Genomic DNA, 19824 nt, shown 5'->3' with positions numbered 1-19824 from the left:
GGCTTCGGGATCGCCTTGCCGCTTCTTTGTTTGATCCGAACGGCAAGGATGATCAGCCGATCGTCATCAAATTCGCATTGCCGCCCGCCGCGGCCGTATTCACGCTCACCGAGCGCTCGGTCAGCAGCCGCTCGAGCGCGTAGTCTTCCGAGTCGCCGCTCTCGAACGCACCCACCGACACGCCCTGCACCGACACGATCGGGCCCGGCCGCTGCGCGACGTCCTTCACGAGCGTCTGCAGTTCGTCGCTGTCGCCTTCGAAAAGCACCGCGTCGAACGCCGCGTCGGCCTGCTTGCGCACGGCCGCGTGCGGCTTCAGCGACGCCGGCAGCGCGGCGACGAGCGCCTCGCCGGCCGCGCCGGCGAACAACGCGCGGTTGCCCGTCGCCAGCACCGCCGCGAACTGCGCGCGCGCGCCGCCCGGCGTCGCCGCGACACACAGCACCGTGCCGCGCGGGCCGAGTGTATACGTGTTTCGTTCGCCCGTCGGGCCGGTCAGCACCGCGGTCGCACCGGCCGGCACCTGCGCGAGATAACCGTCGCAACGCGCCGCCAGCGCCGGTTCGCGCTGCTCGATCAGCCAGTCGCGCAGCGTCGTCAGCGCCGCCGCCGGGTTGCCGCGTGCGTCGCCTTCTACTGCGCCGTCCGCCACCAGCGTCTGCGCGAGCGAACGCGGCAGGCCCGACGGACGCGTCGCGAGCAGGCGCTGCAGGTAAAGCGCGCCGCCGGCCTTCGGGCCCGTGCCCGACAGCCCTTCGCCGCCGAACGGCTGCACGCCGACCACCGCGCCGATCACGTTGCGGTTCACGTAGATGTTGCCGACGTGCGCGTTCGAGATCACGTGCGCGATCGTCTCGTCGATCCGCGTGTGGATGCCGAGCGTCAGGCCGTAACCCGTCGCGCGGATCTGCTCGAGCAGCTTGTCGAGCTGGTTGCGGCGGTAGCGCACGACGTGCAGCACGGGGCCGAACACTTCACGCTTGAGCTCGTCGATGCTGCCGATCTCGATCAGCGTCGGCGGCACGAACGTGCCGTGCGCGCACGCATCGGGCGCCGGCAGCTGCGTGACCGCGTGGCCCTTGTCCTTCATCGCCGCGACGTGCGTATCGATCGTCTGCTTCGCTTCGCCGTCGATCACCGGGCCGACGTCCGTCGACAGACGGTCGGGGTTGCCGAGCGCGAGCTCGTGCATCGCGCCCTTCAGCATCGTCAGCGTGCGGTCCGCGACGTCGTCCTGCAGACACAGAACGCGCAGCGCCGAACACCGTTGACCGGCCGAATCGAACGACGACTGCATCACGTCCGCGACGACCTGCTCCGCGAGCGCCGACGAATCGACGATCATCGCGTTCTGGCCGCCCGTTTCCGCGATCAGCGGGATCGGCTTGCCGTCCGGGTCGAGGCGTGCGGCGAGCGTCTTGTTGATCAAACGCGCGACTTCGGTGGAGCCCGTGAACATCACCGCACGCGTGCGCGGATCGGCGACCAGCGCCGCGCCGACGGTCTCGCCGTCGCCCGGCAGCAGTTGCACCGCGCCGGCCGGCACGCCGGCCTCGCGCAGCAGGCGCACGGCTTGCGCGGCGATCAGCGGCGTCTGCTCGGCCGGCTTCGCGAGCACCGTGTTGCCGGCTGCGAGCGCCGCGGCCACCTGGCCCATGAAGATCGCGAGCGGGAAGTTCCACGGGCTGATGCAGACCACGGGGCCGAGCGGGCGATGCGTGTCGTTCGAGAACTCGTCGCGGATCTGCGCGGCGTAGTAGCGCAGGAAGTCGACCGCTTCGCGGATCTCGGCGATCGCGTTCGGCAGCGACTTGCCGGCTTCGCGCACGATCAGGCCCATCAGCGTGTGCATCTGCGCTTCGAGTAGGTCGGCTGCGCGCACCAGGCAATCGGCACGCGCGTCGACCGGCGTCGCCTGCCAGATCGGCGCGGCGGCCACCGCATGCGCGAGCGCCGCGCTCACGTGTTCGGCCGTCGCTTCGCTGACCGTGCCGACCGTGTCGCGCTGGTCGGCCGGGTTGCGCACGTCGCGGGCCGGCGCGTCGGCAAGCGCGTCGTCGGCGAGCATCGGCGCCGCGCGCCACGGGAAATGCGCGCTCGCGAGCAGCGCGGACGACAGCGACGCGAGACGATGTTCGTTCGACAGGTCGAGGCCCATCGAATTGGGACGCTCGTCGCCGTACAGGTTGCGCGGCAGCGGGATCTTCGCGTGCGGCGCGCCGAGCGGCACGACCTTCATCGCTTCATCGACCGGATCGGCGACCAGCTCCTTCACCGCCACGGTCTTGTCGGCGATGCGGTTCACGAACGACGTGTTCGCGCCGTTCTCGAGCAGGCGGCGCACCAGGTACGCGAGCAGCGTCTCGTGCGTGCCGACCGGCGCGTACACGCGGCACGGACGATTCAGCTTGTCGCGGCCCGTGACTTCCTCGTACAGCGGCTCGCCCATCCCGTGCAGGCACTGGAATTCGTACTGGCCCGGGTAGTAGTTCTGGCCCGCGAGCTGGTAGATCGCGGCCAGCGTGTACGCGTTGTGCGTCGCGAACTGCGGGTAGACGGCGTCCGGTGCCGCGAGCAGCTTCTTCGCGCACGCGAGGTACGACACGTCGGTGTAGATCTTGCGCGTGTAGACCGGATAGCCTTCGAGGCCGTCGACCTGCGCGCGCTTGATCTCGCTATCCCAGTACGCGCCCTTCACGAGGCGGATCATCAGGCGGTGCCGGCTGCGGCGCGCGAGATCGATCAGGTAGTCGATCACGAACGGGCAGCGCTTCTGGTAGCCCTGCACGACGAAGCCGATGCCGTTCCAGCCCGCGAGATCCGGATCGAAGCACAGCGCCTCGAGCAGGTCGAGCGACAGTTCGAGGCGGTCGGCTTCTTCCGCGTCGATGTTCAGGCCGATGTCGTAGCGGCGCGCGAGCAGCGCGAGCGCGCGCACGCGCGGCAGCAGCTCGCTCATCGTGCGGTCCTGCTGCGAGCGCGAGTAGCGCGCGTGCAGCGCCGACAGCTTGATCGAGATGCCCGGGCCTTCGTAGATGCCGCGGCCGCCGGCCGCCTTGCCGATCGCGTGGATCGCCTGTTCGTACGACGCGTAGTAGCGCTGCGCGTCCTCTTCGGTCGTCGCCGCTTCGCCGAGCATGTCGTACGAGTAGCGAAAGCCGCGCGCTTCGTACTTGCGGCTGTTCGCCAGCGCTTCGGAGATCGTCTCGCCGGTGACGAACTGCTCGCCCATCAGGCGCATCGCCATGTCGACGCCCTTGCGGATCAGCGGCTCGCCGCCGCGGCCGATCAGGCGCGTGAGCGCCGACGACAGGCCCGCTTCGCTGTTGGTCGTCACGAGCTTGCCGGTGATCATCAGCCCCCAGGTCGCCGCGTTCACGAACAGCGACGGCGCGTGGCCGACGTGCGAGCGCCAGTCGCCCTTGCTGATCTTGTCGCGGATCAGCGCATCGCGCGTCGCGCGATCGGGAATACGCAGCAGCGCTTCGGCGAGGCACATCAGCGCGACGCCTTCCTGGCTCGACAGCGAGAACTCGTGGATCAGCCCTTCGACGCCACCGCCCGAGCTCTTCTCGCGCAGCGCCTCGACGAGCTTCGTCGCGAGCGCCTGCACGTCCGCCTGCAGGTTCGCGGGCAGGCGCGCCTGGCCGAGCAGGAACGGCACGCATTCCGGCTCGGGGCGGCGGTACGCGGCGGTGATCGCCGCGCGCAGCACCGATTGCGGCTGCACGTTCTGCGCGAACTCGAGGAACGGATGCGGCGAGTTGTCGTCGTCGCCGTCCGCGGCCTGACCGTCGGCGAGCTCCGTGACGCCGCTGTGGCCCGACAGCTCGGGCGGCAGCTGGCCGTGCTCGATCCGCTCGAGATACGCGAAGATCGCCTGCTTGATCAGCCAGTGGGGAGTGCGCTCGAGACGCGCGGCTGCGTCCTTGAGGCGCGAGCGGAGAAGGTCGTCGACTTTGACGCCGAGAGTCGTGCTTGCCATGGTGGGTTCGTGCGCCGGTGCGGGCCCGGCAATGTGGTGTGAGAGGATGCGCGAAATCCTACGGCACGCAATAAAAAGGTGCAACCAAATTGAGAGATGGGTTGCACCCTTTGGTTAGTCAATATAATCAGCCACTTAGAAGGTTGCAACCTAGGGGTTGCCCGTGGTCGGAGGATCGGTGTTTTCCCTGATCGAGCCGATTCGACATGCGTGTGCAACCGCCGGCGCATACGGAAGCGGACGAAAACGGGTTGCACTGGGTGTGGCGGCGAGGGTATCGCCGGCGCATGAGCGCGCGACGCGGGTCGGTTCGGAGGTGCCCGGCGGCCCGGGCTTCAATCAATGCGGCAGCGCGCCGTGCGACGGCTGCGCGCCCGCCGCTCAGATATCCAGCGGATCGACTTCGACGCTCCACCGCAGCACGCCCTTCAGCGCGCGCAGCTCCAGCTGCCAGGCGCGCAGCGCATGCTGCAGCGCCGCCCGCGACGCGCTTTCGAGCAGCAGCTGCGCGCGGTGGACGTTCGCAACCTTGACGATCGTCATCGGCACCGCGTCGTACACGGTCACGCGATCGGCGCCCGGCAGCCCCGGCAACGCGGCCGCGGCCTGCAGCAGGAACGCGAGCGCCGCGTCGAGCGTGCGCCCTTCGGCGCGCAACAGTGCCTGGTAGACGAACGGCGGCAGGTGCGCATCGCGGCGCTCGCCGAGCGTCGAATTCGCGAAGCCGACGTAATCCTGCCGCCCGAGCGCGTGGTACAGGGCGTGACGCGGGTAGCGCGTCTGCACCATCACCTCGCCCGGCAGCCCGGCGCGGCCCGCGCGGCCGCTCACCTGCATCAGCTGCGCGAACAGCCGCTCGCTCGCGCGAAAGTCGTGCGAGAACAGCGCGGTGTCGGCATTGAGCACGCCGACGAGCGACACGCGCTGGAAGTCGTGCCCCTTCGCGATCATCTGCGTGCCGACGAGGATGTCGACCTCGCCCGCGTGCACGTCGGAAAAGAGCGCCTGCGCGCTGCCCTTGCGGCGCGTGCTGTCCGCGTCGATCCGCAGCACGCGCGCGCCCGGCACGGCCTCGGCGAGCGCCTCCTCGATGCGCTGCGTGCCGCGCCCGAGCGGCGCGACGTCGACGTTGCCGCACTCGGGGCACGACCGCGGAATGCGCGCTTCCCAGCCGCAGTGGTGGCAGCGCAGCGCATGCTCGGGCTTGTGCAGCACGACGTACGCGCTGCAGCGCGGGCAGCCCGCGACCCAGCCGCATGCGTCGCACGCGAGCTGCGGCGCGTAGCCGCGCCGGTTCAGGAACACGAGGCTTTGCTCGCCGCGCTCGAGCCGCGCCTTCAGCGCGCCGACGAGCGGCCCCGACAGCCCGCCCATCGACGCGCGCCCGCGCCGCCGCTCCTCTTCGAGATCGATCAGCCGCACGGTCGGCAGCGTCGCGTCGGCCACCGCGCGGCGCGACAGCGTGAGCCGCGTGTAGCGGCCCTGCTCGGCCTGCCACCAGGTTTCGAGCGACGGCGTCGCCGAGCCCAGCACGACCGTGATGTCGAGCTGCTTCGCGCGCCACACGGCGAGATCGCGCGCCGAGTAGCGCAACCCTTCCTGCTGCTTGTACGCGGGCTCATGCTCCTCGTCGACGACGATCAGCGCGAGCGTCGGCATCGACGCGAGCACCGCGAGGCGCGTGCCGAGCACGATCCGCGCGCGGCCCGTGTGCGCGGCGAGCCAGTTTCGCGCGCGCTCGCCCTCGGCGAGCCCGCTGTGCAGCGTAACGATCGCGTCGTCGGCGAGCGCGCCCGCGAAGCGCGCGCGAAACGCGGCCTCGAACTGCGGCGTCAGGTTGATTTCGGGGACGAGCACGAGCGCCTGCGCGTCCGGCCGCGCATCGAGCAGCGACGCAAGCGCATGCAGGTAGACCTCGGTCTTGCCGCTGCCCGTCACGCCGTGCAGCAGGAACGGCGCGAAACCCTGCGCGGCGCGAATCGCGTCGAGCGCCTCGGCCTGCTGGTCGGTCAGTGCCGGCGGCACAGCTCGTCCACCGGTTGTCGACAGGTTGTCCACAGCTTTGGGCACAGGCGCGTGGTTCCAGCCGATCTCCTCGACGTCGACCCAGCCGCGCGCCGCCCAGTCGTCGAGCGTCGCGGCCGCCTTCGGATGCAGCGCGCGCGCGTCGGGCAGCGCCAGCGAGCCGGTGTCGACGAGCGCCTGCGCGAGCCGCCGCAACGCGGCCCCGCGTGCCGGCAACGCATCGGGCAGCGCCGCGCGGCCGGCTTCCGTCGGCCGGTAGCGCACCTCGGGCGCCAGCAGCCGCCCCCAGCGCCCGGCGTCGCGCAGCGCCTGCGGCAGCGCCGGCAGCGCGACCTCGCCGCGACCGCGCTGATAGTAGTCGGCCGCGAACGACACGAGCGCGAGCCAGTCCGCCGACAGCGGCGGCAGGTCGGTGCAGATCGCGTCGATCGCGCGCAGCCGGGACGGCGGCACGTCGGTGTGAGTCGTCACTTCGCAGACGAGCCCGACGACCAGCCGCTTGCCGAACGGCACCTGCACGAGCGTGCCGGGCACGGGCGCCGGCTGCGCATCGCAGCGGTAGTCGAACAGGGTCGCGAGCGGATGGTCGAGCGCGACGCGCAGGTAGGTGCCGTCCATCACGGCGCTCCGGCGGCGGCACGCGCCGCGTGGACGGCTTGCAACCGCGCCCGCATCGCGTCGGTGAACTTAATGTAAAACTTCAGATTCGGCGCTAAGTTTTGGATTCGCATTAAGAATCGCCGTATACCCTGCCCAGCCTGTGGATAACTTTGTTGAGAACTCGTCGCTCACTGGCCGCAACGCGCGCGGGGCCGTGCTTTCCGCTGTTTTTCGCCGTTTGCGGCGGTGCCCCGCGGAGCCTTATTCCATAAGGCTGCTATTCAAATTACCAAACCATAGCGAGACAATTTGACCGATACGGGGCTCTACCGCGCTGCAACGTGGAAAATGTGTATAAGTCAAGTCTTGACAAGCAACGAATCGGCAACCGGTACGGGGTTGCGCCCTGTTTAGCGCCGGCAGAGAAACGCTGTCACCCCGCAGTGCAGCATGACAGCGCTTGCGTTCAGCCGGCGGTTCCGCTACGGATCGCGCGGCTGTGCTTATGTACCTCGTCGACGAGTTCGGCGACGTGATCGGGCGACGTGAATTGCGAGATGCCGTGCCCGAGATTGAATACGTGGCCCGGGTGGTTGCCATAACTGTCGAGCACCGCGCGCGCCTGTTCCCGCACCGCGGCCGGCGGCGCAAACAGGATCGTCGGGTCGAGGTTGCCCTGCAGCGCGACCCGCCCCGCGACGCGCTCGCGCGCGGTGCCGAGGTTGACCGTCCAGTCGAGCCCGACCGCGTCGACGCCGGTCGACGCGATTTCCTCCAGCCACAGCCCGCCGCCCTTCGTGAACGTGATCACCGGCACGCGCTCGCCGTCGTGCTCGCGCTTGAGCTGCGCGACCACGCGGCGGATGTAGTCGAGCGAAAAGCGCTGGTATGCGCCGTCCGCGAGTGCGCCGCCCCACGTATCGAAAATCATCACGGCCTGCGCGCCCGCTTCGATCTGCGCGTTCAGGTAGGCGGCCACCGCCTGCGCGTTCACGTCGAGGATCCGGTGCATCAGGTCGGGGCGCGAATACGCCATCGATTTCACCGTGCGGAAATCGTCCGACCCGCCGCCTTCGACCATGTAGCACGCGAGCGTCCACGGGCTGCCCGAGAAGCCGATCAGCGGCACGCGCTGGCGGCCCTGGCCGTCGGTCAGCGCGCGGCGGATCTCGCGCACGGCGCCGGTCACGTAGCCGAGCGTGGCTTCGATGTCCGGCACCGCGAGCTTCGCGACGTCGGCCTCGGTGCGCACCGGATGCGCGAACTTCGGGCCTTCGCCGACCTGGAAGTCGAGGCCGAGCCCCATCGCGTCCGGAATCGTCAGGATGTCCGAGAACAGGATCGCGGCGTCGAGCGGGAAGCGCTCGAGCGGTTGCAGCGTCACCTCGGTCGCGTAGTCGGGATTCTTCGCGAGACCGAGGAAGCTGCCGGCGCGCGCGCGCGTCGCGTTGTACTCGGGCAGGTAGCGGCCGGCCTGACGCATCAGCCAGATCGGCGTGTAGTCGGTCGGCTCGCGCAGAAGCGCACGCAGGAAGGTGTCGTTGAGCAGGTTATGGGCCACGGTAGGAGCGACGATGCGAAGGCAAAGCGGCATTTTACCGGACAGCCGGCGCCGCGCTGCGCATGCCGATGCGATGGCGGCCATATGACGCGCGCGATGGCTCCGTTATGATCGGACGCTCATATCGAACCAAACGAAGGAGGAGACCGATGAAGACATTCGCCACGCTCGCCGCGGCCGCGTTGCTTTGCTGCGCCGCCGCGCACGCTCAGACCGGCGCGGGCAGCGCAGCGGCCGCACCGGGCGCCGGCTCGCGACTCGACGACGTGCTCGCGCGCGGCGCGCTGCGCGTCTGCACGACAGGCGACTACAAGCCGTATTCGTACTACCGCGCGGACGGCCGCTTCGAGGGCATCGACATCGACATGGCCGAATCGCTCGCGAAGTCGCTCGGCGTGAAGACCGACTATGTGAAGACGAGCTGGTCGAACCTTACCGGCGATTTCGTCGCGAAATGCGACGTCGCGGTGGGCGGCATATCGACGACGCTCGAGCGCCAGAAGCGCGTGTTCTTCACGCAGCCGTACGTCGTCGACGGCAAGACGCCGATCGCGCGCTGCGCGGACGCCGACAAATACCAGACCGTCGCGCAGATCGACCGGCCCGAAACACGCGTGATCGTGAACCCGGGCGGCACCAACGAACGTTTCGCGAAGCAGTACTTCGCGCACGCTAACCTGACCGTCTATCCGGACAACGTGACGATCTTCAAGCAGATCCTCGCGGGCAAGGCGGACGTGATGGTGACGGATGCGTCCGAGACGCTGCTGCAGCAAAAGCTGAATCCGGGGCTGTGCTCGGTCCATCCGGACAAGCCGTTCCAGTTCGGCGAGAAGGCGTACATGGTGCCGCGCGGCGATGTCGCGTTCCAGCAGTACGTCGACCAGTGGCTGCATCTCGCGCTGTCGACCGGCGAATACCAGGTGATTTCGGACAAGTGGCTGAAGTAAGCCTGCATGTTTGCGGCGGCCGATGACGGGCACCGACCCCGTGGCCGCTGCGCGCTGAAATCGCTGCGCGGCGGCGGCCTGCCTGCCGCCCCGTTACACATCGACGCCTCCCCCTGGGGCCGCTGCCGCGCGAAATCACCCCGAATCGGCCAAACGGCCGACTTCCACACATCCCGATCACGTTTCAAAATCTTTCTGACGAATGAATCGTCATGCGCGGTATCTGCCGCGCGGCGCACTTTCCCGCGTGTAATTCGGCAATTCATCGCGCCCGATACGCATGAAAAACGCGTCGTACGCATACGATGAAAACGCTGCGGAAAATATGGGTAAAAATGACCTTTTTCAGGACCCCGAAAACAGCAAAAAATCCCGGAAAGCCTTATCTGGCGGGCGTTACAACCTGAAACACTTTGTTACCGCGACGGGTCATTAATTCGCCCACAATGGCCTCAACGGTTTCAACACGGATGCGGTCTCGTGTGCCAAGTGTGAGCGGACGCGAAGCGCTGCGAGCCAGTCGGTCACGTACCGAAGCCCTTCCCAGGGGCATCCCTGTTGGAGTCGTTTCCGGCCCCCGCCGGACTCGGTTTCATCTTTGGTCTCCTCGCGCTAACCCCGTAGCGTGTGGTTTTTAGCGGGCTAATAAGCCCGCTTTTTTTCGTCCATCGAAAACGCAACGGCCCGCAGGCCGCCGCGTTTTTCCGCCGCCGGGCCGCTAGGCCAACTTACGCGGTCTTCTGCACGTCGAGCTTCAGTTCCTCGATCATCCGGTCGCGCATCACGAATTTCTGCACCTTGCCCGTCACCGTCATCGGCAGCTCGTCGACGAAGCGGATGTAGCGCGGAATCTTGTAGTGCGCGATCTGCCCGTTGCAGAACGCGCGCACGTCGTCCTCGGTCATCTGCTCGTCCGCGCGCAGCACGATCCACGCGCACAGCTCCTCGCCGTATTTCGCATCGGGCACGCCGAACACCTGCGCGCTCTGGATCTTCGGATGCCGAAACAGGAATTCCTCGATCTCGCGCGGATAGACGTTCTCGCCGCCGCGAATCACCATGTCCTTCAGCCGGCCGACGATGTTGCAGTAGCCGTCCGCGTCGAGCGTCGCGAGGTCGCCCGTATGCATCCAGCCGTCGACCAGCACCTCGCGCGTCTTCGCGTCGTCGTCCCAATAGCCGAGCATCACCGAATAGCCCTTCGTGCACAGCTCGCCCGTCGCGCCGACCGGCGCGATGTCGCCGCTCGGATCGACGATCTTCACTTCGAGATGCGGCTGGATGCGCCCGACCGTCGTCGTGCGCTTCTCGAGCGGATCGTCGGTCGAGCTCTGGAACGACACCGGGCTCGTCTCCGTCATCCCGTATGCGATCGTGATCTCCGACAGGTGCATCTGCGACACGACGCGCTTCATCGTCTCGATCGGGCACGGCGAGCCGGCCATGATCCCCGTGCGCAGCGTCGACAGGTCGAATTTCGGGAACTCGGGATGATCGAGCTCGGCGATGAACATCGTCGGCACGCCATGCAGCGCGGTGCAGCGTTCGTCGGCCACGGCCGCGAGCGTCGCGACCGGGTCGAATGCTTCGCCCGGGAACACCATCGCCGCGCCCTTCGATACGCACGCGAGTACCGCGAGCACCATCCCGAAGCAGTGATACAGCGGCACGGGGATGCAGAGCGAATCCTGCTCGGTGAAGCGCATCGCCATCGCGATCGAGCGCGCGTTGTTGACGACGTTGCGGTGCGTGAGCGTCGCGCCCTTGGGGCTGCCCGTCGTGCCGCTCGTGAACTGGATGTTGATCGCGTCGGTGGACTCGAGCGTCGCGCCGATCGCATCGAGCAGCGCGGGGTCGACGGCCTGGCGGCCGCGCGCCATCACGTCGGCGAAACGGAACATGCCGGCCGGCGCGACGTCGCCCATCGACACGACCGTGCGCAGGCTCGGCACGCGCGCCGCCTGCAGGTTGCCCGGCGTCGCGGTCGCGAGCTCCGGCGCGATGGTCTGCAACATCTCGACATACGCCGACGACTTGAAGCGCTCGGCCGCGATCACGGCCTTGCAGCCGACCTTGTTCAGCGCGTATTCAAGTTCCGACAGCCGGTAGGCCGGGTTGATGTTGACGAGCACCGCGCCGATACGCGCGGTCGCGAACTGCGTGAGCAGCCATTCGCTGCGGTTCGGCGACCAGATGCCGACGCGGTCGCCCTTCACGATCCCGAGCACGGCGAGGCCGGCCGCGAGCACGTCGACCTCGTCCGCGAATTCGCGCCAGGTCCAGCGCACCTGCTGCTCGCGGAACACGACCGCCGGACGGTCGGGAAAGCGGCCGGCGGTATCGCGCAGGAACCTGCCGATCGTCGCTTCGGATAGCGGCACGTCGGTCGCGCCGCGCACGTACGACAGTCCGTTTTCGGGCGCGATCAGCGCCCCCACGCCAAGGTCTGCTGCCATGAATGTCTCCGTCTTTTTGTCTGATCGGACCGCGGGCGCTTGCTGCGCCCGCCTCCGTCGCCGCACTCGCGACGGGCGGCCTCACTGCGGATGATGACGCGCTCCGCTGACGACACTCTGACATCGAATCGCGGCGGACGGATGAAATAGCACGACCGGACGGGTCGATCCGGCGCGCAACCTGCAGACGAAAAAAAAGCAGCCCAAAGGCTGCTTTCTTTCGCGGGATACGCGGCGCGGCTCAGTGCCGGCTGCGAATCTTCGCCAGACGCTGGATCGCCTCGAGCTGCGCCATCGCGGTCGCGAGCTCGGATTGCGCCTTCGCGAGGTCGAGGTCCGACTTCGCGTTCTGCAGCGTTTCCTCGGCACGCTTGCGCGCTTCCTCGGCTTTCGCCGCGTCGAGGTCCTTGCCGCGGATCGCGGTATCGGCGAGCACCGTCACGGCGCCCGGCTGCACTTCGAGAATGCCGCCTGCGACGAACACGAATTCGTCGTTGCCGCCCTCGACTTCGATGCGCACCGCACCCGGACGAATCCGCGTGATCAGCGGCGTGTGGCCCGGCAGAATACCCAGCTCACCCGTTTCGCCCGGCAGCGCGACGAATTTCGCCTCGCCCGAGAAGATCTGCTCTTCCGCGCTGACGACGTCTACTTTGATGGTTGCCATATCGACTCCTGCCGACGGGAGTTGGCGCTTCAGCGCTTACTCCCGTCCCATGCCGCGGTTGGCAAGAGTTGGCGCTTCAGCGCTTACTCTTGCCCCGCGGCGGTCGATCGGAGTTAGCGCTTCAGCGCTTACTCCGATCCCATGCACGGCGGGTTGAGCGTATTACGTGAGCGCCCGTCCGCGAAAGGACACCATGACGGTATCCTTCACGAACGCGCGGGCGCCCGCTGCGTTACACCCGACCCTTACTGGATCTTCTTGGCCTTCTCGAAGGCTTCGTCGATCGTGCCGACCATGTAGAACGCCTGTTCCGGCAGGTGGTCGCACTCGCCGTCGACGATCATCTTGAAGCCGCGGATCGTTTCCTTCAGCGGCACGTACTTGCCCGGCGAGCCCGTGAACACTTCAGCAACGTGGAACGGCTGCGACAGGAAACGCTGGATCTTACGTGCGCGCGCGACCGACAGCTTGTCTTCCGGCGACAGTTCGTCCATGCCCAGAATCGCGATGATGTCGCGCAGTTCCTTGTAGCGCTGCAGCGTCTGCTGAACGCGACGGGTGATCGAGTAGTGCTCTTCACCGATCACGTTCGGGTCGATCTGGCGCGACGTCGAGTCGAGCGGGTCGACCGCCGGGTAGATACCCAGCGAAGCGATGTCACGCGACAGAACGACGGTTGCGTCCAAGTGGCCGAAGGTCGTAGCCGGCGACGGGTCGGTCAAGTCGTCCGCAGGGACGTACACGGCCTGGACCGACGTAATCGAGCCCTTCTTGGTCGACGTGATGCGCTCTTGCAGCTTGCCCATTTCTTCAGCCAGCGTCGGCTGATAGCCCACGGCCGACGGCATACGGCCGAGCAGTGCCGACACTTCGGTACCGGCCAGCGTGAAACGGTAGATGTTGTCGACGAAGAACAGCACGTCGAGGCCTTCGTCACGGAAGTGCTCGGCCATCGTCAGGCCGGTCAGCGCGACGCGCAGACGGTTGCCCGGCGGCTCGTTCATCTGGCCGTACACCAGCGCGACCTTGTCGAGAACGTTCGAGTCCTTCATTTCGTGGTAGAAGTCGTTCCCTTCACGGGTACGCTCGCCCACGCCCGCGAACACGGAGTAACCGCCGTGTTCCTTCGCGATGTTGTTGATGAGCTCCATCATGTTGACGGTCTTGCCCACGCCAGCACCGCCGAACAGGCCAACCTTGCCGCCCTTTGCGAACGGGCAGATCAGGTCGATGACCTTGATACCCGTTTCGAGCAGTTCGGTCGACGGCGACAGTTCGTCGAACGCCGGAGCCTTCTGGTGGATCGAGCGCGTCGTTTCGCTCACGATCGGGCCAGCCTCGTCGATCGGACGGCCGAGCACGTCCATGATCCGGCCGAGGGTCGGCTTGCCGACCGGCACCGAAATCGGATTTGCCGTGTTCTTCACGGTCAGACCGCGGCGCAGGCCGTCGGATGCACCCAGACAGATAGTGCGGACCACGCCGTCGCCCAGCTGCTGCTGGACTTCGAGCGTCAGTTCCGAGCCATCGAGAATAAGCGCGTCGTAGATCTTCGGCATGCTGTCGCGCGGGAATTCCACGTCGATAACGGCGCCGATGCACTGTACGATCTTGCCTTCTACCAAAGCAGCAGTACTCATCGCTTTTCCTTTAAATACCTGATTCTTTACTCGCGCAAAGGCGCAGTTGTCGTCCGGGCGCGCGCTTAAACAGCGGCTGCGCCGCCGACGATCTCCGACAGTTCTTTCGTAATCGCGGCCTGACGGCTCTTGTTGTACACGAGCTGCAGTTCGCTGATCACCGTCTTCGCGTTGTCGGACGCGGCCTTCATCGCGACCATCCGCGCCGATTGCTCGGACGCCATGTTCTCCGCGACGGCCTGGTACACCAGCGCCTCGACGTAACGCACCAGCAGTTCGTCGACGACTGCCTGCGCGTCCGGCTCGTAGATGTAGTCCCACGACGTGGCCGGCGTACCGTCATCGGCTTCGAAGTGTTCCGACGACAGCGGCAGCAGCTGCTCGATCACGGCTTCCTGCTTCATCGTGTTGACGAAGCGCGTGTAAGCGATATAAACCGCCGACAGCTTGCCTTCCGAGTACAGGTCGAGCTGCGTCTTCACCGCGCCGATCAGCTTGTCCAGATGCGGGGTGTCGCCGAGGTGCACGACCTGCGACATGACCTTCGCGCCGAAGCGGTTCAGGAAACCGAGGCCCTTGCTGCCGATCGCCGTGGCTTCGACCTTCTGGCCCTTCTCTTCCAGCTCCTTGAACTTCTGCACCGTCGCACGCAGCACGTTGGTGTTCAGCCCGCCGCACAGACCCTTGTCCGTCGTGACGAGGATGATGCCGGCCGTGTTCGTGCCGTCGTTCGCCACCATGAACGGGTGGCGGTACTCCGGGTTCGCGCGGCTCATGTGCGCGGCGATGGCACGGACCTTGTCCGCATACGGACGAGCAGCGCGCATGCGTTCCTGCGCGCGGCGCATCTTCGATGCGGCCACCATCTCCATCGCCTTCGTGATCTTGCGCGTGTTCTGCACGCTCTTGATCTTGCCGCGAATTTCCTTCATTCCAGCCATAGCTTGCTCCTTGACCGAGGCGGCGCGGGCGCATCAGCACCCGCGCGGCCTCAGTGTGTCACTCGCGGATCAATAGGCACCGGACTTCTTGAAGGATTCGATCGCCGAGCGCAGCGCGCCTTCGTCGTCCTTCGAGAGATCCTTGGTGTCTTCGATGCGCTTGATGAGGTCAGCGTTGCTGGTCTTCAGGCTTTCGCGCAGGCCCTTCTCGAACGGCAGCACTTGCTTCACGTCGAGGTCGTCGAGGTAGCCGTTGTTCGCGGCGTACAGCGACACGGCCAGTTCCCACACCTGCAGCGGCTGGTACTGCGGCTGCTTCAGCAGTTCCGTCACGCGGCGGCCGCGCTCGAGCTGCTTGCGGGTCGCTTCGTCGAGGTCCGATGCGAACTGCGCGAATGCGGCCAGTTCACGGTACTGCGCGAGGTCGGTACGGATACCGCCCGACAGCTTCTTCACGACCTTCGTCTGCGCGGCGCCACCGACTCGCGACACCGACACGCCGGCGTTGATTGCCGGGCGGATGCCTGCGTTGAACAGGTCGGTTTCCAGGAAGATCTGGCCGTCGGTAATCGAGATCACGTTCGTCGGAACGAATGCGGTCACGTCGCCTGCCTGCGTTTCGATGACCGGCAGTGCCGTCAGCGAACCGCTCTTGCCCTTCACTTCGCCGTTCGTGAACTTCTCGACGTACTCTTCCGACACGCGAGCCGCACGCTCCAGCAGACGCGAGTGCAGATAGAACACGTCGCCCGGGTACGCTTCACGGCCCGGCGGGCGGCGCAGCAGCAGCGAGATCTGACGGTATGCCCAAGCCTGCTTGGTCAAGTCGTCATAAATGATCAGCGCGTCCTGGCCGCGGTCGCGGAAGTATTCGCCCATCGTGCAACCGGCGTACGGTGCCAGATACTGCATTGCTGCGGAATCCGATGCCGTGGCGGCGACGACGATCGTGTATTCCATCGCGCCCGTTTCTTCGAGCTTTCGAACCACGTTCATGATCGACGAAGCCTTCTGGCCGATCGCGACGTAGATACAGATCAGGTCCTTGCCCTTCTGGTTGATGATCGCGTCGAGCGCCACCGCGGTCTTGCCGCACTGACGGTCGCCGATGATCAGCTCACGCTGGCCACGGCCGATCGGCACCATCGCGTCGATCGACTTGATGCCCGTCTGCACCGGCTGCGACACCGACTTGCGCCAGATCACGCCCGGGGCGATCTTTTCGATCGCGTCGGTCAGCTTCGCGTTGACCGGGCCCTTGCCGTCGATCGGGTTGCCGAGCGCATCGACCACGCGGCCGACGAGTTCCGGACCGACCGGGACTTCCAGAATGCGACCCGTCGTCTTGACGACGTCGCCTTCCGAGATGTGTTCGTATTCGCCGAGAATCACCGCGCCGACCGAGTCGCGCTCGAGGTTCAGCGCGAGGCCGAACGTGTTGCCCGGAAACTCGAGCATTTCGCCCTGCATCACGTCCGACAGGCCGTGGATACGCACGATACCGTCGGTCACGGAGATCACGGTGCCCTGGTTGCGAACGTCTGCGCTCGCTTCAAGGCCCTGGATCCGGCTCTTGATCAGCTCGCTGATCTCAGAGGGATTGAGTTGCATTATTCGCTCCTGATAGTCAATTCTGTTGCGTGCCGGCGTGGCGCTCAGGCGGTCAAGGCAGCCTGCATCGATGCGAGGCGCGCGCGAACCGAGGTGTCGAGCACTTCGTCGCCGACCGTCACGCGCACGCCGCCGATCAGCGACGAATCGACTTCGACCGTCGGTTTCAGCTTGCGCTTGAACTTGCGTTCGAGGCCCGAGACGAGACTTTCGAGATCCGCGCCGTTCAGCGGGAACGCGCTCACGATCTCGGCGTCGGCAGCACCTTCACGTTCGTTCTTGAGCGCCTCGAACTGCTCGGCAATTTCCGGCAGCAGCGCGATGCGATGATTGTCGACCAGCATCTGCACGAAGTTCTTCGCTTCGGCGCCGGCCGCGAGGGGCGACTTCACCGCAGCAAGCAGCAACTCGGCTACTTGCGTGCGCGTCACCTTCGGGCTCGACGCGACCGACAGCACTTCCGGCAGATGCGCAACCTGGGCCAGCTCTTGCACGAGCGTAGACCAGGCGGCGATGTCACCTCCCTCGGCCACGCGGAACAGCGCTTCTGCGTAAGGGCGGGCGATGGTTGCAAGTTCGGCCATGATCAGAGCTCGGCTTTCAGTTGATTCAGCAGTTGGGCGTGGGCCGTTTGATCGACTTCGCGCTTCAGGATCTGCTCGGCGCCCTTCACGGCCAGCGAGGCGACTTCGCCACGCAGCGCTTCGCGCGCCTTCACGATTTGCTGTTCTGCTTCCGCCTTCGCCTGGGCGACGATGCGGGCGGCTTCAGCCTGGGCGTTGGCCTTGATTTCCTCGGCGACCGCCTGGGCACGCTTTTCAGCGTCGGCGATGCGCTGCTGGCCGTCGTTGCGGGCCTGCGCGAGTTCCTGGTCCACGCGCTTGTGCGCTGCGTCGAGTTCCGCCTTGCCCTTCTCCGCGGCGGCGAGGCCGTCGGCGATCTTCTTCGAACGTTCGTCGAGGGCGTTGATCAACGGCGGCCACACGAACTTCATCGTGAACCACGCGAGGACCAGGAACACGACCATTTGCGCAAACAGAGTTGCGTTGAGATTCACGGTGTTTCCTTATCTGCTATTCCGGAAAAATGAAACGGTAAGGCGCTCATCGAGTTGCATTCGATCAGCGCCCCAAGTCTCCGTTCCGCCCTGCGCCGGCTTGCGCCGGACGCAAATTTCCGAGGAACCTTAGCCTGCGAGCTTCGACAGGAGCGGGTTCGCGAACGCGAACAGCATTGCGACACCAACGCCGATCAGGAATGCAGCGTCGATCAGACCAGCCAGCAGGAACATCTTCGTTTGCAGCGGGTTGATGAGTTCCGGCTGACGTGCGCAGGCTTCAATGTACTTGCCACCCATCAGCGCGATACCGATACAGGCGCCGATTGCACCCAGGCCGATGATGATGCCGATACCGATGGCGGTCAGACCCTGGATGTTGGCGATGTAAGCTTGCATGATCACTCCTTTGTGAAAAGACTTGGAACTGAGATTTAAAAAACTAAAACGAAGACTCTTTCTTGCACGCCGCGCTTAGTGCGTGTCGTGCGCCTGGCCGAGATACACCAGCGTCAGCATCATGAAAATGAATGCCTGCAACAGAACAATCAGGATGTGGAAGATTGCCCAGACGCTACCCGCGATCACGTGACCAACGAAGCCGAGGAACGTTGCGTCGCCACCGAAGCTCCACATGCTGCCGAGCAGGGCGATCAACAGGAACAACAGCTCACCCGCGTACATGTTGCCGAACAGCCGCATACCGAGGGAGACGGTCTTCGCGAGATATTCGACGATGTTGAGCGCGAGGTTCGGGATCCACAGCAGCGGGTGGGCGCCGAACGGGGCCGACAGCAGCTCATGCACAAAGCCGCCCGCGCCCTTGATCTTGATGCTGTAGTAGATCATCAGGACGAACACGCCGAGCGCGATGCCGAGCGTGCCGTTCAGGTCGGCCGTCGGGACGATGCGATGGTGGGAAATCACGTCCGACAGACCGAGCAGGCCGATGACACGGCCCGGCAGGTCGACCGGGAGGAAGTCGAGGGAGTTCATCAGCGCGACCCACACGAACACCGTAAGGGCGAGCGGAGCGATGAAGGTGCGATTGCCGTGAACGATGGCCTTCGACTGGTCTTCGACCATTTCGACGAGCATCTCGATCGCGCACTGGAAACGGCCCGGCACGCCCGACGTCGCCTTGCGGGCGGCCAGACGCAGCAGGAGGATCGTCACGATGCCGCATACGATCGACCAGAACAGCGTGTCGAGATTCCAGACGTGGATGTCGAAAATCGACGTCTGATGCGAGGTGGAGAAATTCTGCAAGTGGTGCGCAATGTACTCGGACGGATCCGGACCGCGCGTGCCTTCGCTAGCTGCCATATCGTTAATGCCACCCAAATTGTCGAAAATCGTTTTGCCTGTTCCGCAACACGCTATTGCGGGAACGGGCCGGTGCGGTTCGTTGTCGAAACCGCACGCTGCTTGTTGCTTACCGCCAGGCCAGCGCGATCCAGTACGTCTTCAGCACGACGAGGTACGTGACGAGGAACGGCACCCAGTGAACACCGGCCCAGCCGAACGCCACTGCTGCGAACATCCCGATCGTCAGGCCGAGCTTCAGGGCTTCGCCCATCACCCAGCTCATCACGGTGGCCGAACCACCTGCCTTCAGTCGTGCCACGAACAGCGCACTTGGTACCCAGCCGATCGCTCCACCCAGAAACGCGGATTGCGCAGCGGCGCCCGGCGACTTCGAAAACAGCCACCACGCCAGCGTTGCAACCAGGGACAAGACCACTTGTGCGAACACCACCTTGTAGGGGGTCACGCGCGAGGGCTTGCTCACGTCCGGGCCGAACAGCCTCTCGGCTTCTGCCCGCGTGAGCGGAACGATATTGTTATCTTGTTGCTCGGCGTCCCAGTCATCGTCGGATTCGCGCCGCTCGCCGGCCGCCGAAGCGGTGCGTTGCGTGCGCTGATCATCGTGCCTGTCGTCCGGCGCCTGACCCGCCATCGCAATCTTCCGCAAAATCCTTGAACCCGGCCCCAAGCTTTCTGAAAGCTTTCAGGGGTGCCTAGCTAACAAATCCGGGCGATTGTAAGCGATAGTTGCAAGTGATTCAAGGCTTTAGACGCGACAAAAACCTGCATAAAACGACGCCTCATCATGTGAAAAACACGCGATTCAACGACGTACGATGACAGTTGTAAGGTCGGATTTTTGCACCGGTATTTCTTGCCCGAAAAATGTCCGGTGATGGTGGATGGCATGGAAGCGATATGCCCGACGCGGGCTCAAACGAAGCGGCACGATCGCCGCCGAAAATCCGCTGTGAAGCAGCTGCCCGGAACGACTCGGCCCGGCACCCCGGGACAGGCAAAACA

The 19824-nt window shown here is 65.7% G+C and carries 14 protein-coding genes; 1 reads left to right on the top strand and 13 read right to left on the bottom strand.

Translation table 11 applies throughout. The annotated features are described in order from the left end of the window. Positions 1 to 52: 52 nt before the first annotated feature. The 3 genes from putA to hemE form a co-directional block, all read right to left on the bottom strand. Positions 53 to 3985 carry a trifunctional transcriptional regulator/proline dehydrogenase/L-glutamate gamma-semialdehyde dehydrogenase gene (putA, locus tag GD429_RS24090; RefSeq protein WP_152860560.1) on the bottom strand — a complete coding sequence of 1311 codons (3933 nt, stop codon included), beginning with the start codon at positions 3983 to 3985 and terminating at the stop codon, positions 53 to 55. Positions 3986 to 4366: 381 nt separating this feature from the next. Beyond that, entirely contained in the window at positions 4367 to 6628 is a 2262-nt protein-coding gene (locus GD429_RS24080; protein WP_152860556.1) for a primosomal protein N', read from the bottom strand. A gap of 448 nt (positions 6629 to 7076) precedes the next feature. Further along, entirely contained in the window at positions 7077 to 8171 is a 1095-nt protein-coding gene (hemE, locus tag GD429_RS24075) for a uroporphyrinogen decarboxylase (protein WP_321574824.1), read from the bottom strand. Between the two features lie 149 nt (positions 8172 to 8320). Between hemE and GD429_RS24070 the strand changes: the two genes are divergently transcribed. After that, positions 8321 to 9121 (top strand): transporter substrate-binding domain-containing protein, encoded by an 801-nt coding sequence (locus GD429_RS24070; RefSeq protein WP_152860552.1) that lies wholly within the window; start codon positions 8321 to 8323, stop codon positions 9119 to 9121. A 728-nt stretch (positions 9122 to 9849) separates the two neighbouring features. Here GD429_RS24070 and GD429_RS24065 read toward each other — a convergent pair. From GD429_RS24065 to GD429_RS24020, 10 genes are all read right to left on the bottom strand, one after another. Continuing rightward, positions 9850 to 11577, bottom strand: coding sequence for an AMP-binding protein (locus tag GD429_RS24065; protein WP_152860550.1), 1728 nt, complete (start codon positions 11575 to 11577; stop codon positions 9850 to 9852). A 241-nt stretch (positions 11578 to 11818) separates the two neighbouring features. After that, entirely contained in the window at positions 11819 to 12244 is a 426-nt protein-coding gene (locus GD429_RS24060; RefSeq protein WP_006477288.1) for a F0F1 ATP synthase subunit epsilon, read from the bottom strand. A gap of 245 nt (positions 12245 to 12489) precedes the next feature. Beyond that, positions 12490 to 13884 (bottom strand): F0F1 ATP synthase subunit beta, encoded by a 1395-nt coding sequence (gene atpD, locus GD429_RS24055; protein WP_047899458.1) that lies wholly within the window; start codon positions 13882 to 13884, stop codon positions 12490 to 12492. Between the two features lie 65 nt (positions 13885 to 13949). Next, complete coding sequence (atpG, locus tag GD429_RS24050) at positions 13950 to 14825, bottom strand: F0F1 ATP synthase subunit gamma (RefSeq protein WP_034183837.1); 876 nt, start codon at positions 14823 to 14825, stop codon at positions 13950 to 13952. Between the two features lie 69 nt (positions 14826 to 14894). Next, a complete protein-coding gene (gene atpA / locus GD429_RS24045; RefSeq protein ID WP_034183836.1) occupies positions 14895 to 16436 on the bottom strand; it encodes a F0F1 ATP synthase subunit alpha in 1542 nt (513 codons plus the stop codon). Between the two features lie 44 nt (positions 16437 to 16480). Further along, the gene (locus GD429_RS24040) at positions 16481 to 17020 is read right to left on the bottom strand and encodes a F0F1 ATP synthase subunit delta (protein WP_152860548.1); all 540 of its coding nucleotides are present in this window, start codon (positions 17018 to 17020) and stop codon (positions 16481 to 16483) included. Between the two features lie 2 nt (positions 17021 to 17022). Next, complete coding sequence (locus GD429_RS24035; protein ID WP_006751767.1) at positions 17023 to 17493, bottom strand: F0F1 ATP synthase subunit B; 471 nt, start codon at positions 17491 to 17493, stop codon at positions 17023 to 17025. Positions 17494 to 17622: 129 nt separating this feature from the next. After that, positions 17623 to 17892 carry a F0F1 ATP synthase subunit C gene (gene atpE / locus GD429_RS24030; RefSeq protein WP_006482730.1) on the bottom strand — a complete coding sequence of 90 codons (270 nt, stop codon included), beginning with the start codon at positions 17890 to 17892 and terminating at the stop codon, positions 17623 to 17625. Between the two features lie 75 nt (positions 17893 to 17967). Next, on the bottom strand, positions 17968 to 18819 hold the full coding sequence (gene atpB, locus GD429_RS24025; RefSeq protein WP_034183834.1) for a F0F1 ATP synthase subunit A: 852 nt from the start codon (positions 18817 to 18819) through the stop codon (positions 17968 to 17970). Between the two features lie 109 nt (positions 18820 to 18928). Beyond that, on the bottom strand, positions 18929 to 19453 hold the full coding sequence (locus GD429_RS24020) for an ATP synthase subunit I (RefSeq protein WP_072442667.1): 525 nt from the start codon (positions 19451 to 19453) through the stop codon (positions 18929 to 18931). Positions 19454 to 19824 lie beyond the last annotated feature (371 nt).

The sequence above is a fragment of the Burkholderia sp. BE17 genome, assembly GCF_009362305.1.
GTDB classification, from domain to species: Bacteria; Pseudomonadota; Gammaproteobacteria; order Burkholderiales; family Burkholderiaceae; genus Burkholderia; species Burkholderia pyrrocinia_C.
This window is presented reverse-complemented; position numbering and strand designations above follow the sequence as displayed.

Bases quoted from the DNA above. Each gene is read 5' to 3' on its own strand.
- putA (WP_152860560.1), bottom strand. From the start codon at position 3,985: ATGGCAAGCACGACTCTCGGCGTCAAAGTCGACGACCTTCTCCGCTCG.
- GD429_RS24080 (WP_152860556.1), bottom strand. From the start codon at position 6,628: ATGGACGGCACCTACCTGCGCGTCGCGCTCGACCATCCGCTCGCGACC.
- GD429_RS24070 (WP_152860552.1), top strand. From the start codon at position 8,321: ATGAAGACATTCGCCACGCTCGCCGCGGCCGCGTTGCTTTGCTGCGCC.
- GD429_RS24065 (WP_152860550.1), bottom strand. From the start codon at position 11,577: ATGGCAGCAGACCTTGGCGTGGGGGCGCTGATCGCGCCCGAAAACGGA.
- GD429_RS24060 (WP_006477288.1), bottom strand. From the start codon at position 12,244: ATGGCAACCATCAAAGTAGACGTCGTCAGCGCGGAAGAGCAGATCTTC.
- atpD (WP_047899458.1), bottom strand. From the start codon at position 13,884: ATGAGTACTGCTGCTTTGGTAGAAGGCAAGATCGTACAGTGCATCGGC.
- atpG (WP_034183837.1), bottom strand. From the start codon at position 14,825: ATGGCTGGAATGAAGGAAATTCGCGGCAAGATCAAGAGCGTGCAGAAC.
- atpA (WP_034183836.1), bottom strand. From the start codon at position 16,436: ATGCAACTCAATCCCTCTGAGATCAGCGAGCTGATCAAGAGCCGGATC.
- GD429_RS24040 (WP_152860548.1), bottom strand. From the start codon at position 17,020: ATGGCCGAACTTGCAACCATCGCCCGCCCTTACGCAGAAGCGCTGTTC.
- atpE (WP_006482730.1), bottom strand. From the start codon at position 17,892: ATGCAAGCTTACATCGCCAACATCCAGGGTCTGACCGCCATCGGTATC.
- atpB (WP_034183834.1), bottom strand. From the start codon at position 18,819: ATGGCAGCTAGCGAAGGCACGCGCGGTCCGGATCCGTCCGAGTACATT.
- GD429_RS24020 (WP_072442667.1), bottom strand. From the start codon at position 19,453: ATGGCGGGTCAGGCGCCGGACGACAGGCACGATGATCAGCGCACGCAA.